This is a genomic window from Mycolicibacterium phocaicum (assembly GCF_010731115.1).
GTDB lineage: Bacteria > Actinomycetota > Actinomycetes > Mycobacteriales > Mycobacteriaceae > Mycobacterium > Mycobacterium phocaicum.
Genome location: NZ_AP022616.1, coordinates 5,232,358 through 5,246,813 on the forward strand (window position 1 = coordinate 5,232,358; position 14,456 = coordinate 5,246,813).

15 protein-coding genes and 1 pseudogene are annotated in these 14,456 nt (G+C 64.1%); 9 read left to right on the plus strand and 7 right to left on the minus strand.

What is annotated here, in order from left to right; all coding sequences use genetic code 11:
* Positions 1 to 14: 14 nt before the first annotated feature.
* From G6N46_RS25170 to G6N46_RS25180, 3 genes are read right to left on the minus strand one after another with little or no spacing between them, the layout of a single operon-like run.
* The gene (locus tag G6N46_RS25170; RefSeq protein ID WP_138250322.1) at positions 15 to 500 is read right to left on the minus strand and encodes an SRPBCC family protein; all 486 of its coding nucleotides are present in this window, start codon (positions 498 to 500) and stop codon (positions 15 to 17) included.
* The gene (locus G6N46_RS25175) at positions 497 to 1,204 is read right to left on the minus strand and encodes a DUF899 domain-containing protein (RefSeq protein ID WP_138250321.1); all 708 of its coding nucleotides are present in this window, start codon (positions 1,202 to 1,204) and stop codon (positions 497 to 499) included. The genes G6N46_RS25170 and G6N46_RS25175 overlap by 4 nt, the downstream gene beginning before the upstream one ends.
* 52 nt (positions 1,205 to 1,256) lie before the next feature.
* Positions 1,257 to 2,729 carry an FAD-dependent monooxygenase gene (locus tag G6N46_RS25180; RefSeq protein WP_167526435.1) on the minus strand — a complete coding sequence of 491 codons (1,473 nt, stop codon included), beginning with the start codon at positions 2,727 to 2,729 and terminating at the stop codon, positions 1,257 to 1,259.
* Between the two features lie 429 nt (positions 2,730 to 3,158).
* Between G6N46_RS25180 and G6N46_RS25185 the strand changes: the two genes are divergently transcribed.
* From G6N46_RS25185 to G6N46_RS25205, 5 genes and pseudogenes are all read left to right on the plus strand, one after another.
* Positions 3,159 to 3,440 (plus strand): type II toxin-antitoxin system Phd/YefM family antitoxin, encoded by a 282-nt coding sequence (locus tag G6N46_RS25185; RefSeq protein WP_138250320.1) that lies wholly within the window; start codon positions 3,159 to 3,161, stop codon positions 3,438 to 3,440.
* Positions 3,437 to 3,622 (plus strand): annotated as a pseudogene (locus tag G6N46_RS25190) (type II toxin-antitoxin system VapC family toxin); the annotation flags it as partial. The gene G6N46_RS25185 and the pseudogene G6N46_RS25190, both read left to right, overlap by 4 nt.
* A gap of 54 nt (positions 3,623 to 3,676) precedes the next feature.
* On the plus strand, positions 3,677 to 4,042 hold the full coding sequence (locus G6N46_RS25195; RefSeq protein WP_138250319.1) for a transposase: 366 nt from the start codon (positions 3,677 to 3,679) through the stop codon (positions 4,040 to 4,042).
* A gap of 574 nt (positions 4,043 to 4,616) precedes the next feature.
* Complete coding sequence (gene ltrA, locus G6N46_RS25200) at positions 4,617 to 6,080, plus strand: group II intron reverse transcriptase/maturase (protein WP_456093943.1); 1,464 nt, start codon at positions 4,617 to 4,619, stop codon at positions 6,078 to 6,080.
* 26 nt (positions 6,081 to 6,106) lie between these two features.
* On the plus strand, positions 6,107 to 7,153 hold the full coding sequence (locus G6N46_RS25205; RefSeq protein WP_163693009.1) for an IS3 family transposase: 1,047 nt from the start codon (positions 6,107 to 6,109) through the stop codon (positions 7,151 to 7,153).
* A gap of 502 nt (positions 7,154 to 7,655) precedes the next feature.
* Here the strand turns inward: G6N46_RS25205 and G6N46_RS25210 are convergent.
* Positions 7,656 to 8,087 (minus strand): tautomerase family protein, encoded by a 432-nt coding sequence (locus G6N46_RS25210; RefSeq protein ID WP_163693012.1) that lies wholly within the window; start codon positions 8,085 to 8,087, stop codon positions 7,656 to 7,658.
* Positions 8,088 to 8,227: 140 nt separating this feature from the next.
* On the opposite strand from G6N46_RS25210, the gene G6N46_RS25215 reads away from it, so the two are divergent.
* The gene (locus G6N46_RS25215; protein ID WP_138250309.1) at positions 8,228 to 8,689 is read left to right on the plus strand and encodes a winged helix-turn-helix transcriptional regulator; all 462 of its coding nucleotides are present in this window, start codon (positions 8,228 to 8,230) and stop codon (positions 8,687 to 8,689) included.
* A gap of 187 nt (positions 8,690 to 8,876) precedes the next feature.
* On the opposite strand, the gene G6N46_RS25220 is transcribed toward G6N46_RS25215, so the two are convergent.
* Both G6N46_RS25220 and G6N46_RS25225 read right to left on the minus strand, forming a co-directional pair.
* Entirely contained in the window at positions 8,877 to 9,734 is an 858-nt protein-coding gene (locus G6N46_RS25220) for an SDR family NAD(P)-dependent oxidoreductase (protein WP_138250308.1), read from the minus strand.
* The gene (locus G6N46_RS25225) at positions 9,731 to 10,639 is read right to left on the minus strand and encodes an alpha/beta hydrolase (protein WP_138250307.1); all 909 of its coding nucleotides are present in this window, start codon (positions 10,637 to 10,639) and stop codon (positions 9,731 to 9,733) included. The genes G6N46_RS25220 and G6N46_RS25225 overlap by 4 nt, the downstream gene beginning before the upstream one ends.
* A 79-nt stretch (positions 10,640 to 10,718) precedes the next feature.
* On the opposite strand from G6N46_RS25225, the gene G6N46_RS25230 reads away from it, so the two are divergent.
* A complete protein-coding gene (locus G6N46_RS25230; protein ID WP_138250306.1) occupies positions 10,719 to 11,354 on the plus strand; it encodes a TetR/AcrR family transcriptional regulator in 636 nt (211 codons plus the stop codon).
* 15 nt (positions 11,355 to 11,369) lie between these two features.
* Here G6N46_RS25230 and G6N46_RS25235 read toward each other — a convergent pair whose 3' ends face one another.
* Positions 11,370 to 12,644, minus strand: coding sequence for a PucR family transcriptional regulator (locus G6N46_RS25235; RefSeq protein ID WP_234880750.1), 1,275 nt, complete (start codon positions 12,642 to 12,644; stop codon positions 11,370 to 11,372).
* Positions 12,645 to 12,768: 124 nt separating this feature from the next.
* On the opposite strand from G6N46_RS25235, the gene G6N46_RS25240 reads away from it, so the two are divergent.
* Together G6N46_RS25240 and G6N46_RS25245 are read left to right on the plus strand one after the other, a co-directional pair.
* Positions 12,769 to 13,665: an SDR family NAD(P)-dependent oxidoreductase gene (locus G6N46_RS25240; RefSeq protein WP_138250305.1), complete on the plus strand. Its 897-nt coding sequence runs from the start codon at positions 12,769 to 12,771 to the stop codon at positions 13,663 to 13,665.
* 109 nt (positions 13,666 to 13,774) lie between these two features.
* Entirely contained in the window at positions 13,775 to 14,386 is a 612-nt protein-coding gene (locus G6N46_RS25245) for a nuclear transport factor 2 family protein (RefSeq protein ID WP_138250304.1), read from the plus strand.
* Positions 14,387 to 14,456 lie beyond the last annotated feature (70 nt).

A 14,456-nucleotide genomic window follows, 5' to 3' on the forward strand; every position in this document is an offset into this window, starting at 1 on the left:
CTGTTGGGAGGTCGTTAGCCCGTCACCGCCCGGTCCAGCGCGGCGAGCGATTCCTCGATGAAACCGATCGGGAACGGCGGCATGCCGCCGATCTGGTCGCGGAACGCCTGCGGTGTTCCGGCCCAGTCGTAGGTCAGGGTGACGTCCGTGCCGTCACCGTTGGGGGCGAGGTCGTACCGCCACCACCAACCACCGGGCACGTGCTCACCCGATTCATCCAGGCTGCCGGTCGACCAGCCGACCGTCTTGTCTGGCTCGAACTCCGTCACCCGGTTATAGGTGACGTAGTCGCCGCCGGCCTGATCGAGGTACATGTTCATCGCGAACACCTGACCGGTGCCGGTGATCGGCGCGGTGTCGACGGCATCGCGGACCCAGTCGCCCGGTTCGGTCTCTTTGTGCCGGGCCGGGTTGGCCAAGACGGCGAAGACCGCCGCGGGCGGCGCGGCGATGGTGCGGGTGGCGACGAAGCGCTCCTGGGCTGTCGAGGTGCTGGTCATCGGTTCTGTCCGTTCTCTGCGTTCGATCCGTATGCGCGGGCGATGTCCTGCGAACTGGCCCATTTGGAGTACGTCGGTGACTGGGGCCAGCCTTCGGGCGAATCCTGCCACTGCTCCTGGCGGCCGTAGGGCAGAACGTCGATCAACGCGAAACTGTGGCCCAGCTGTTCGCAGCCGCGACCGTCGGTATGCCAGGTGCGGTACACCGTATCGCCATGTCGCAGAAACACATTGACAGCGAAACCCGCGCCGGGCGGGGCGCCCATGTCCGGCCCGAAACTGCTTTCCGACGAGGAGTACCAGTCCATTTTGTTGCCCACTTTGGCCTTGTAGGCCAGGGCTTCCTCGATGGGCCCGTTGGTGACGATGACGAACCGGGCGTCGTAGTTGGACAGGAAGTCCAGGCGCGTGAACTGCGAGGTGTAGCCGGTGCATCCGGGGCACTGCCACTCGGCGCCGTCGGTCCACATGTGGTTGTAGACGATCAGCTGAGACTGGCCGTCGAAGATGTCGGCCAGGCGGATCGGACCGTCAGCGCCGATCAAGGTGTAGTCGGGCAGCTCGACCATCGGCAGCCGGCGCCGTTGCGCGGCGATGGCGTCGAGTTCGCGCGTCGCGGCCTTTTCGCGGCGGCGCAGGTCGTCGAGAGCGGCCCGCCAGGTGTCCTGGTCGACCACCGGCGGCAGAGCGGTCTGCTCGGTCATGTTGCCTCCTGAAGATTGCGTTCATTGAGTAGACCGGTGCGGAACCGAATACTCATCGCGGATCACCGAACCAATATCCGAGCGCCTCCCGCAGTCCCGCATCCGAGGCGCCGGCCCACGCGATGTGCGCGTCCGGGCGGATCAGCAGGGCCTCGGCTTGGTTGTTGACGATGACGATGACGTTGACGCGGTGTGCCCACGGCGCCGCAACTTCGCAGAGGCCGGACGGCCCGACGAAGACGGGGCGCGCCGCGCGCAGCGCCGCCACGACGTCGTCGGGCAGGTGCGACGCGAACGTCCCGGCCAGCGCGTGCGGCTGCGCGCCGGGCATCGGGTACCGCACGTCGGACGCCGCGATCATCGCGCCGACGCGCGCAAGCGCCGGTCCATCAGAAACCAACTCGCTGAACACTTTCCGCAGTGCCTCGTCGGCCGGATCGTGGCCCCGTCGCAACGCCACCTGGGCCTGGGAATGCAGCAGCAGGCGCTCGCTGGCGGGGTGCCGTTCGCAGTGATAGGTCTCCAGCAGCCCGGGCGGCGCCCAGCCCTGCAGCGTCGCGGCCAGTTTCCACGCGAGGTTCACCCCGTCGAGCATCCCGGCCGACACCGCGACGCCGCCCGTCGGTATCTGATGCGCGGCATCGCCGGCCAGCAATACCCGCCCCGCCACGTAGCGTTCGGTGTGCCGCGCGGCATAGGTGAAGCGGGTCAACCGCTTTGGCTCGCCGAGCGGGAAGTCGACGCCGAGCACACGACGGACGCTGGCGCGGAATTCATCGAGTGTCATCGGGTCGTCATCGTCGTACTCGTGGTCCGGGGCCTCGCTGGTGTAGAGGCCCAACCACCCGGGCTCCGACGACGCGATGGCGAAGATGCCGCCCTCGGTCTGGCTGTAGCCCCACGGCAGGCGGCCGTAGCCCGGCACGTCGTAGTCGCCGTCGTCGCGGACGGTGATTTCTTCCCGCCAGCTGACCGTGGCCATGCGGTGAATCTCGGGATAGACGATTCCTGGGAATCCGATGCCGGCCAGGTCGCGTACCCGGCTGCGCACCCCGTCGCAGCCCACGACGTACTTGGCGCTCATGCGGTACGGGCCATCCGGGCCCTGGACCTCGAGGTAGACGGCGTCGTCGTCCTGCTGCAGACCGATGACCTCGTGGCCGCGCCGCACCTCGACGCCGAGGTCTTGTGCGTAGTTCTGCAGGAGCGCTTCAAGTTGCGGCTGAGGGAGTCGCTGCACCTGCATCGGCGACTCGTCGAGTTTCGTCAGGTCGACGTGGATGCCGCCGAATGGCAGCTTGGCGGTGACGGGTTCGCCGGCCGCTTTGTCCAGTAGGTCACCGAGTTCCCGGTAGCGCAACAGATTCAGGATCTGCCCGCCGATGCCGCCGGCGGCTTTGGCGACCTCGCGGATAGCGGTGAGCCGTTCCAGCACAAGCGGTTTGACGCCGGTCAGGCAGAGTTCGGTGGCCAGCGTCAGGCCTGTCGGCCCCGCGCCCACAATGATCACGTCGGTATCGGTCATGCGTCCCCCTCAAGACGATCAAGCTGCAGTTGCGTTGCAGCCCAGCGATTCTGGACCATGAGGGGGGTCTTGCCACAAGCCCCGGGGTGCGCTATATGTTGAAAGTGGATGTAGGGTGCATTTCTCCGTGGCGGATTGCATTCTGAGATGGCGCAAGTTGGCGCATGCGCCAACTGAAATGCACAAGATCGACGACGCTTGGCGCGGATAAATCAGACTACTTGTCGCATGCTCTGCTGCCCCGTCCGACTAAGTGGTCGGGCTATATTTCCGAATTAGATGGGCGTAGTGGCTATTTCGTGTTCTGCAGGCTGCACGATGCTATGGATGACGGGTGCAGATGATCCCCTCGGCTGCGTGTCAGTGGGCTGCCCTGTCTACGAACATAGACGGGCTCGCTTGTAGCACATTGGGTACTACAGTGAATGTATGGAGGAGATCGGCGTCCGAGAACTACGCCAACACGCTTCTCGCTATCTCGCCCGCGTCGAAGCCGGTGAAGTACTCGGCGTCACGCGCAACGGGCGCCTCGTTGCGTGTCTCGTCCCCGTGCAAGCCGCAACCTGGACACGTGAGACTTTGATCGGGTCCGGCTCCCTCATCCCGGCGCGCCGTCCGCAGAATCTATTCGACACGATCGCCGTGACACCGGCACGTGCCCGCACGCGAACTTTGACCGACATCCTCATGGAAATGCGTAACGCGCAGTGATTTACATGGACACCTCGGCCCTCACCAAGCTGCTCATCGCCGAGGCCGAGACGCCAGAGCTGCAAGCATGGATTGCAACGCAACGCAGCCAGGGTGAGTACATCGCCACGAGCACACTCGGTCGAATCGAACTGATGAGAGACGTGGCCCGATACGGAGACCTTAATCAAACTGAGCGTGCCCTCTGAACCGTCCCGAGTTTGATGCCGCTTCCTTCTGTGAGAAGGATGGCGATTGTGTCCAAGCATTACCCGGTCGAGCAGCGTGAGCGTGCGGTGAAGATGGTGCTCGATCATCTCGGTGAGTATCGGTCGGTGTATGCCGCCTGCCAGGCGATCGGCCCGAAGGTCGGGGTGGGTGTGGAGTCGCTGCGCCGGTGGGTGTTGCAGGCCCAGGTCGACACGGCCGAGCGCCCGGGTGTCACCTCCGCAGAGGCGCAGCGGATCAAAGACCTTGAGCGTGAGGTCCGGGACCTGCGGGAGGCCAACGAGATTTTGAAGGCGGCCTCGATTTTCTTCGCGCGGGAGCTGTGCGCCACGAGGCGCTGGGTATATCGAGAGGCGGTGAGAGACCGTCTCCTTTGGGTCGTCGCAGCGGCCTGAGGAAGCATCGGGGCAGCCGATCGCCGGGAACGACGGTGAGCGGTGGCAAGCGGCCCCGAGAAGGCGAGCCGTGCCGGTACTGCCAGACGGTGCGGGCTTGTCGAGCAAGGTCAGAAGGTGCAGCGCAAGCGAACCAGTGTCAGACGCTCCGTAACCGCGAAGCCGGCTCCAACCTGGTGGATATGGGCCGGTATGCAGTGCACGAACCCGAGCGGGTGGGGTTTGACTCCGAAGCCGTTTAGTTCCAGCGGTGGGGAGGCCACGGTGAAGGCCTGCGGCGTAACCATGGCGATGCTGCCGGAGTAGAGCTGGGCGCCTCCCTGACCAATCGATGACCTGGTGAACGTGGGAACCAACCACCTTGCGGGACCGTTCATTTCGTTTCCGGTAGCCAGCCGGGGCGGGTGTGACGACTCGGGTTCGGAGTCAAGGAACCGCATTCGGGTGGGGCGGAGGCTTCGTAGTAGTCGCGGGCGGTGACGTGCCCGCCGTGGAGACCGAGAAAGGCGGTCACAGGGCGAAGGGGGCCAGCAAGACATGCAGTGCGGAAATTGGAAGATCAGGAGATGACGTTATGTCGCCGGTGAATACCGACGAGCTGGAGTTGGCGCTGATGCTGGCGCGGCAACGGGTACTGAAGATCCAGACCAAGCTGCACCGTTGGGCACGCGATGATCCTCATCGCCGGTTCGACGATCTGTTCAACCTCGTCACTGATCCCGCGTTCATGTTGGTGGCGTGGGATCGGGTCAGCGGGAACAAGGGTGCCGCCACGGCCGGGGTCGATCGACGCACCGCGTCGTCCATCACGGCTGGGCAGGGTATCGAGGCGTTCCTCGATGAACTGCGGTCGCAGGTAAGGGACCGCAGTTTCCGCCCGTTGCCGGTGCGCGAGCGGATGATCCCCAAGACCGGTGGTGCGTTGCGCCGCTTGGGGATTCCGACCGTGACCGATCGGGTGGTCCAGGCATCGTTGAAGTTGGTGTTGGAGCCGATCTTCGAGGCGGATTTCCTGCCGTGTTCCTACGGTTTCCGTCCGAAGCGCCGCGCTCATGATGCGGTGGCCGAAGTGCGTTACCTCGCAACACGTCCCCGGTGTTACGACTGGGTTGTTGAGGGAGACATCAAGGCCTGTTTCGATGAGATCGACCACACGGCCCTGATGGGCCGGGTGCGTCGACGCGTCGGGGACAACCGTGTCCTGGGATTGGTGAAGGCGTTCCTCAAGGCGGGCATCTTCACCGAGGACGGCCTGCTGGCGGACAGCACCGCCGGAACCCCGCAGGGTGGGATTCTTTCGCCGTTGTTGGCCAATGTGGCGTTGTCGGTGCTCGACGAACACATCGCCGGGTTGTCGGGTGGTCCGGCCACCGGCTCGGTGGAGCGTGCTCGACGACTTCGTCACGGGCAGCCGAACTTTCGGCTGGTCCGCTACGCCGATGACTGGTGTCTGATGGTGCGGGGCACCAGAGCCCAGGCCGAAGCACTACGGGAGGACATCGCCGCCGTGTTGGCGACGATGGGGTTGCGTCTGTCGCCGGATAAGACCCTGATCACCCACATCGACGAGGGGCTGGACTTTCTCGGGTGGCACATCCAGCGTCGCCGCAAACGAGGCACCAGCTGCAGCTACGTCTACGTTCATCCGTCCACGAAGTCCGTGTTGGCGGTCAAACGGAAGATCAAGACGCTGCGCCGAACAGTCGAACCCAGCCAGCCGCTCGATGACCTGCTGCGCCGGATCAACTCGACGCTGCAGGGCTGGGCGGGATATTTCCGGGCCGGGGTGTCCTCGGCGACCTTCTCCTACCTGAGCCACTACACGTGGCAGACGGTGTGGCGTTGGCTGCGCCGAAAACACCGCAAATCGACCTGGAAACAGTTGCGCCGCCGCTACTGCGGCGGCGGCTGGTGGCCAACCACCGAGGACCGGATGCTGATCGATCTGGAGAAGATCGGCACCACCCGCTACCGCTACCGCGGCGCGGTCATCCCCTCGCCCTGGCCGACCCCCGAGGAGGACACCACAGCAGCCTGACCGGGTCTTGTGGAGAGCCCGGTGCATTGAAAGGTGCACGCCGGGTTCGGGAAGCGGCCCGGGAAAACGGAACAGCCCCAACGGTTGTCACCGCGTCCCGGGCCGACTTTCACCGACCCGCGCCGCCGCTGATCTGCGGATTCATCGACCAGATGCGGACGGCCGGCCACCGGGTCGAGTCGATCTGCCACGCCCTGTGTGAACTGGGTGTGCAGGTTGCCCCACGGACCTACCGCAACTGGAAAACCGCCCAACCCGCGGCGCGGACCGTGACCGATGCCCAGCTGACCGACGCTCTGCTGGCCACGGTCGATACCCCTGAAGGGATGTATGGGCGGCGCAAGATGACCGCGCATCTGCGCCGCAGCGGGATCAAGGTTGCCCGGTGCACGGTGGACCGGCTGATGCGTGACGAGGGCCTCTCGGGCATCGTTCGAGGCCGAAAACATCGCACCACGATCGCCGACAAGAACGCCTCGCGGGCACCGGATCTGGTGGACCGCGATTTCACCGCCGCGGCACCAAATCGTAAGTGGGTCACCGACTTCACGTACGTGCCGACCTGGTCAGGGTTCGTGTATGTGGCGTTGGTGATCGACTGCTTCTCCCGGTTGATCACCGGCTGGCACGTCTCGACGGTCAAAGACACCGCGATGGTCACCACCGCCTTGAAGATGGCATTGTGGCGCCGCGATCACCAGGGCCACAGGGTCACTGATGGGTTGATTCACCACAGCGACGCCGGATCCCAGTACACCTCGATTGCCTTCGCCGAAACCCTTGTGTTGGAGGGGATTGCGGCGTCGATCGGCAGCGTCGGGGACGCCTACGACAATGCGTTGGCCGAGACCACGATGGGGTTGTTCAAGACCGAAGCACTCGGGCCCGCCAGCCCGTTCCGCACCGGGCCTCTGAGAACCCTCGATGACGTCGAGTATCCGGTGATGGAATGGGTCGACTGGTACAACAACCGCCGCCTGCATAGCCTGCTGGGCTACGTCCCACCCGTCGAATACGAGAGCGCCTACTACGCTCAACAATCGATGTCCCACCCGGCGACGTCTCAACTATGAAGCCGGCATCAAACTCGGGACGGTTCATGATGTCGAATTCGACAAATGCAAAGGTCGGCTAAGCAATGCGGTGCCGAACGTGTGGGTTCACGGATCGCACGCAATGGTCAAGCTGCTCTGCTACAGATTCGTGGTCAACCGGAACATCAACTCCACCTTCTGTGCGGTTCGTGTCCCTCGGGGCAGGACTTCGTCTCCGGCTTCCTTTCCACCCCACCTCACAGTGACGCAGTTGCCATCAACTCGGAGTTAACCACCTTCAGCTCCAGGGGACTCGCACCTCCAAGCGAATGCCCATGCTGGGCGTGCAACAGAAATGGGGGCCGGTGAACACAGACCCCCATCTGAATATCTGTGGAGCTAAGGGGAGAACGATCGAACCCCGACATGGCTGATCGTATCCGCCGGCTGGCCCAAGTCGGGAGTGTTGAACGACGCGCCGGCTCAGAACAATCTGGTCGGCCGACGGCCAGGCCGCTGGCTGACGGACGCGGCGGGGTGGTCAGGGCGCGGTCAGACCGAGTTCGCGGAGCCGATCCTCATGCTCGGCAAACCACGAATCCTCCTCCCCCGGCGCAGGCATGATCAGGCCTGCCTCCATCGACGCCCGGGGGTCAACCTCCTGGATAGCCATCAGCAGTTCGCCGCCGGACTGTCCGGTCTGCGCGGTCCACATCTCGGCAAGGTCACGCAGCATCGCCTGCCGTACTGCAAGATCACGGCCCGCCCGTATGTTGCCGACGATGATGGTGGTACGCGATGGCTCGCCAGCGGTGAAGAGATGGCCGGCGGGAGAGTCTTGGAACAGGACGTTGACGAAAACCGCCGGTGCCCCAGTGTTGGTCACATGGATCCTCGTGATCTCACCAGCGATCCGGCGACGAAGGTCGTCCGTGAGTAGGTCCTTGTCGGCAACCACCTGATAGAGCGGCATGTCGTTCTCGTTTCGTTGGGTAGTGGTGAGAGCTTGCAGAGTGCGAGGCGCCGCCCTGCCCTCAGGAGGAACACTGAGTTCTGATCCCGAACTCAAATTACTGAGTTTGAGAAACGAACGCAAGTGGTAGCGTCTCTGATGTGACGAGGGGCGACTTGGACGACGAGCCATGCTCGATCGCACGTCCGGTCGGGCTGCTCGGGGACCGATGGACGCTCATCCTGTTGCGTCAAGCCTTCATAGGCGTCCGGCGATTCGACCAATTTCAAACCACGATGGGCCTCTCGCGCGCTGTGCTCGCCCAGCGACTGGCGCAATTGGTCGACGCCGGCATCTTCGAACGCACGGCGTACAAGGACGCGCGCCGCACCCGCCACGAGTATCGATTGACCGACAAGGGCATGGATCTTTACCCGATTCTGATGGCACTACGTACCTGGGGCGATAAGTACATGGCGCCCGACGGCCCGTTCCTGCTGTACCGGCACCGCGACTGCGGTGGGCATGCCGAAATACACCACGTGTGCGATCGGTGTGGCTCGGAATTGACCGCACGTGACGTCGCCGTCGAGGCGGGGCCAGGGCTCACTGCGTCCAACTGAGAAGCGATTCGCTTCCTTCATGGGCGTCCGCGAAATACCGACCAGTACAGTCGAATCCAGCGTCTGACACCAGCTTGCGCGCGTGAGACGTCACCGACACACCCACCAGTGGCCCCGACCCTTAAGTGCTGAATTTTCGCGATACGAACACCGCTTGCGGCGGCCCAGCAATCGCCCGCCGCCGCCCTTACACGGTCAGATCTTTGGTCCCGACATATGCGGCGCTGAGCTCGCTAGCTCGCTGGATTGTGTTGTCGGAGAATCCGAACCGGCCGATCACGCCGCGAAGCACGCCGGGGGCGATGGCCGCCACGGTATTGTCCCGCGGCACCGTGACAGTCTTGGATCGACGTGCGATGGCCCTAACCCCGGCGGCGATGACGTCATCGCGCGGAACCATCTTGAACGGTGCGCGGCGATGCCCGCCCCACAGCACCTCGCCGGCGGGATTCTGCAACATCTCCTCGTGCATCGGGGTGTTGAAGAACGTCGGGTGCAGCGTGCCCACGGCCACCCCATGCGGCCGCAGTTCCAGGCGCATGGAGTTGCTCATGGCCCACACCCCGGCCTTGCTCGCCGTGTAGCCCGACTGCAGCGGAGAGTGGATGAACGCGGCCATCGAGGACACTGCAAGCAGGTAGCCGCGTTGCGCCTTCACATAGGGAATCGCCGTGCGCAGCGTGCGCCACACACCGGTGAGATTGATGTCGATGAGCGCTTCGAATGCCGTCGGGTCGCCAGTGGCTACCGCCTGGATCAGCTCGACGCCCGCGTTGGCGACGGCGACGTCGATTCGCCCGAAGTGCGCGTGGACGTCGGCAAACGCTGACTCCAGACTTGCGAGGTCACGAACGTCGGCGCGCCAGCCGCGCGCATGAGCCGGCCCGCCAAGGGCCTCGGCTTGCCGCTCGACGCGATCCAGATCGAGGTCGAGCAGGGCGAGGTTGCAGCCCTTGGCGCGAAGGGCCTGGGCCAGATTGGATCCGAGTCCGCCGCCGGCACCGGTGATCACGACCGTTCGCCCCGCCAGCTCCCAGCCGCTCATGCCGACACTCCGGTCGGGATGTGGCGCTGCAGGAAGTCGATCTGGTCGACGATGGTTTTCTCGAATGCGTCGCCGACATAGATGTCGAAATGGCCGATGTCGTAGAGTTTGGCCTCGCCCAATGGTGTTGCGGCAGCGGCTTTCTGCGCCGCGTTTGCGGGGGCCACCGTGTCTCGCTCACAGATTGCGAAGAATGTCGGTGCCGCGATCTGCGGTGTTTCCTTGATCGGGCGGTGCATGGTGATGTGCCAGCCAAACCGGGCCGCGACCTGGTTTTCGAACGGTGCGTCTGCGGGGACGAGGTTGAGGTAGCCGTCGTAGCAGTCCGGTGCTGCCATCAGGGCCGCCTGCCCTGGCCGTCCGGCTGAGGCCACCATGACCGGGGCGCGTCCCCGCCAGGCGGCAATGAGGTCGCGGACGGCGAGCGCGGTGACCTTCAGTGCGGACACTGGGTTGCTTGACAGGGCTGAGGCTGGGCCGTCGACAAATGGGCACTGGGCGATCACGGCCGCGATCCGCGGGTCGCGTGCCGCGGTGAGGAGCACATGTCCACCACCGAAAGAAGTGCCCCACAAAGCAATTCGGGTGGGGTCGACATCTGGCAGGGTGCGGGCGAACTCGACTGCCGCGTTCCAGTCCTGCAACTGGCGGTCGATGTCGAGTAGCTGCCGGGGGCTACCTCCGCTGCCACCGAAGTGCCGGTAGTCGAATGAGAGGCATGCGTAGCCGGCGGCGACGAACCGTTCGGCATAGGCGGGCATCCGCATTTGGCGCACTGATCCCAGGCCGTGGCCCATCACGATCATTGGGTGCGGGCCTGCGCCATCGGGAAGGTAAATGGTTGCCGCGCAATAGGAATCGCCGGAGTCGAACCGGGTCTCGAACGCGCCTTGATCTGCTTCCACGCCGCAACTCCTTAAAGTTGGATGCTGATATTGATGTTGGAACTATATACCAACAATGGAAGGTGTGTAAAGTGTCCCTATGGCCGAACCAGTACCCGCCGGGCGACGGGAACGCCGCGCGGAAGCTGCGCGGCTTCGGATCATCGGCGCCGCAGAAGAACTGTTGAGCGAGCAGGGCGTCCAGGGCGTCACGCTCGACGCGGTTGCCGAACGAGCCGATGTCGTCGTGCAGACGATCTATAACCGGGTAGGGAATCGGAGCGCGCTACTGCTGGCTGTCGCGCAGCGCGCCGTGGAAGAGAATCGCGCCTACGTCGACCCCGCATATGCCCTGTCGGCATCGCCCGAAGAGCGCATCCGTGCCGCGCTGGCCGCGTACACGCGGTTTGCCAGCGAGCGACCCCACCAGTTCCGGTTGATGACCAGCCCGCCACACGACCCGGACATGCTCGCCCAGATCGATGACCTCATCGCCGCGCACATGACCCAGCTGACCACTGCGCTGCGCGAGGGTATCGCCGCCGGCACCATCTCAGCCGACCTCGATCCCGAAACCACGGCTCCAGCACTGTGGGCCATGTGCAGCGGGATTCTCTCGCTCGCCGGTCGCGCTAGTAGCAACTCGACTCCGCGCTACGTGCTCGCGCATCTGCTCGATGTCTTCGAGACTGTCGTTGCCCGCGGGATCGCGAATTCTACCGCCCCAGAACGGTAGTGCTCTCGTGTGAACTCAGGGGCTGCCGCCATGCCAGGCGAGCAGTTCCAGAGCGGCAGCAACTTGAATCAGATTCTCGTTCAAGGGGCGGGGCAGAAGTGCTTCGGCTTGCGCCAATCGCCGAACCACTGTGTTGCGGTGGATGTAGAGGCGCGAGGCTGCCGACGAGGTATTGCACCCGTCGCGGATGTAGGTCAGAACTAATTCGCGAAGCTCCGATTCGGCTTCGGCGAGGGCACCTAGTGTGTCCGCGATGAATTCATCGGCGCTGGCTGTGTCGTGGCTCAGCAGCGCGACGAATTGCACGTCGCGGAAGCTGGCGACGCGCCGATGCGTCCGCAACGCGTCGAGCATGCGCTGGGTGGTCGCTGCTTCGAGGTGGGTGCTGCGGAATCCGTCCAGTCCAGAAGCGGTCCGGCCCAAGGCTATTCGGACGACAGGGTGACGGTCGACCACGGCACGTAGGGCGCTGGTGCCCGACACCGCTCGTGGCACCCAGAGCCACAGGGCGCTCGCGCCTGCGACGATGGTGAGGCGCCGCTCGGCGCCAGTGGCGATCATGACCGACTCGGCAACTTTTTCAAGTGTGTGGGCATCGGTTCCGGGCGGCCCCCACACGATGATGGCGGTGTGGTCGCCGGCGAAGCGATAGCTCAACTGCCGCTGCGCCCGGCCCGGGTCGATCGGCGCACCTTCGAGTAGAAGGGCAAGCACGGCGCGCCGTTCGGCGTGGGTGCCGCGCGTGAGGTCGTCGCGTTCGGCATCCATCCGTGCCGATATCGCGGTAATCGTGTCGTCGATGAAACTTGAGATCGACACGGAGGTGACCTCAAGTACTTCTCTGAGTTGAACTGGATCATCGGTCAGCTCGAAACAAAGACCGAGCCAAAGTTGCCACGCCAACGATTGGGCTTTGCGGTAGGACTCGAGCGCGTCTTTGTCCAGGCCGCGCCGGACCATGTCGCGCGCCGACGCCAAGGCCGCCGGGCCAAGGAGCGGGCGTACCCTCTCGCCCGGATTCTCGACATTGGCAGTAGCCCAATGCATCACATTGGCGGTGGTGGTCAGTCGGGATCCTTCGGCCAGTACAGGATCTCGGGCGATCACACGCATGTTGTCGCCGCTGAGCGAGGCGGCTTGCAGATCCGCGACGAAGCTCGCTTCCGGATCGAGAATGGTGAGCGCGCCCTGACGGATCAACTGCCGGCACCGGTCAGACACCACGGGCCATTGCTGAGGTTCATGTTGCACCACCACATGATGATCGTGGTGCATATCGCGCTCGCGCAAGTGATCGCTTTCACTGCATAGTCGATGTCGTACAGACGACCGACCCAACTGAGTCGCCAGAGCCCCCAACTGGACAGGCTCGGTTTAGTCCCGGACAACGCCGAGCAGCGAAGGAGCCGCACATATGAAGAATCCCGTAAACGCCAAGACCGTCGTCGTCACGGGTGCAGCGTCCGGGATCGGGCGAGCACTGGCCGTTGAACTGAGCCGACGTGGTGCGCAGGTGGCCTGCTGCGACGTCAACCCGGACGGATTGAAAGAAACCGCCGGCCTGTGCCGAGGGCCGGTGCACACTGCGTCGGTAGATGTCGGCGACCCCGAACGGCTGCACGAGTATGCAGCTGAGGTTGCCGAACATTTCGGGACCGTGCACCAGGTGTACAACAACGCCGGCATCAGCTTCACCTCGCCGGTGGCCGCGAGCGCGTGGCGCGACTACGAGCGGGTGCTGCGCGTCAACCTCAATGGCGTCATCAACGGGACGTTGGCCTTCCTCCCGCATCTCATCGCGTCCGGCGACGGTCACGTCGTCAACATCTCCAGTCTCAACGGGTATCTCGCCCAACCCGGTCTGTCCCATTACTGCACAGCCAAATTCGGCGTACGGGGTTTCACCGAGTCGTTACGCGCCGAGATGCTGCTTGAACGCACCCCGGTGAAAGTCACCGTGGTTCACCCCGGTGGCGTCGCCACCAACATCGCCGCCAGTTCGGTTGAGCTGGCCCGACAAACCGGAGGTCAGATCACCGCCGCCCAGGAAGCTCGGCAAAAGACCTACGACACCAAGCTACTCAAGTTGGCTCCGGACAAAGCTGCCCAGATCATCGTTGACGGGGTCGAGAAGCAACGGGCGCGTATTCGAGTCGGAAACGATGCCCTCGCAGTCGATCTGCTCACGCGGCTGATGCCTCAGACCGCAGTGCGTGTGGCGGTGCTCCTGGAACGGCGGCTGATCAAGGGTGAGCAATCTGAGCCGTGGGTTCCGCTCCGCCACTCCCATTCCGCCAGCTCAACAAATTGAACCGCACCCTGGCCGTTGGTCCCGGTGAGCGCCAGACCTGAGGCCCGTCGCCACGCGCGGTTGATCATCCACGAAACAGACCAGTCCACGGCAAAGGAGTCACAAAGCCATGCCCACACAAACAGAGATTGACGAAATCACCTTGGCTGCAGCGGAATACGGCGCCACGATCGTATCGGTCTTCACCGACGAAGAAGTCCGCAATCTACGCACGGCCGTTCGGTGGGGTGAGCTGTACAACTGTGACGCAACGCAGATGGTGAAAGAGTGCTACGCACCTGACTGCCGCGTGGAGGTCAAGGGTGCGTTCACCTACCACGGTCACGGCACCTTCGTCGGCCTTGAAAAGGCCATCCATCAAGCGGCTCCACAACGGCACGGCGGCGCGGAGCGACTGATCGCCGTCGGCAACATCGTTGTCTGCCAAGGCATTCTCACCGATCAAGGACGTGGCGAAGGCTGGAGCAGTCCGTTCTGCGTGGTCCTGACCCTTGAAGACGGCAAGGTCGTCCTCGACCAAACGTACATGGACATCACCCAATGGCCCTCTCCGCTCATGACGCCGAGCGTGATGAAGGAGTTCGGCCTCGAACTGGAATTTCAGCGACCATCGTTGGCACTGGCCGTCTTTGCCGTTCCCGCTGTCATCACCAGGAAACTCAGCCACGCCTTCCATCGCCTATCTCGTCGCCGACCGCCGGCCGCTCGGCCTGCCCTCTGATCGCGCAGACACGGCCCAAACCGGTTCAGCGGAACGCAGGGATCGATCCCAACTGACGGCATCTTCCCGC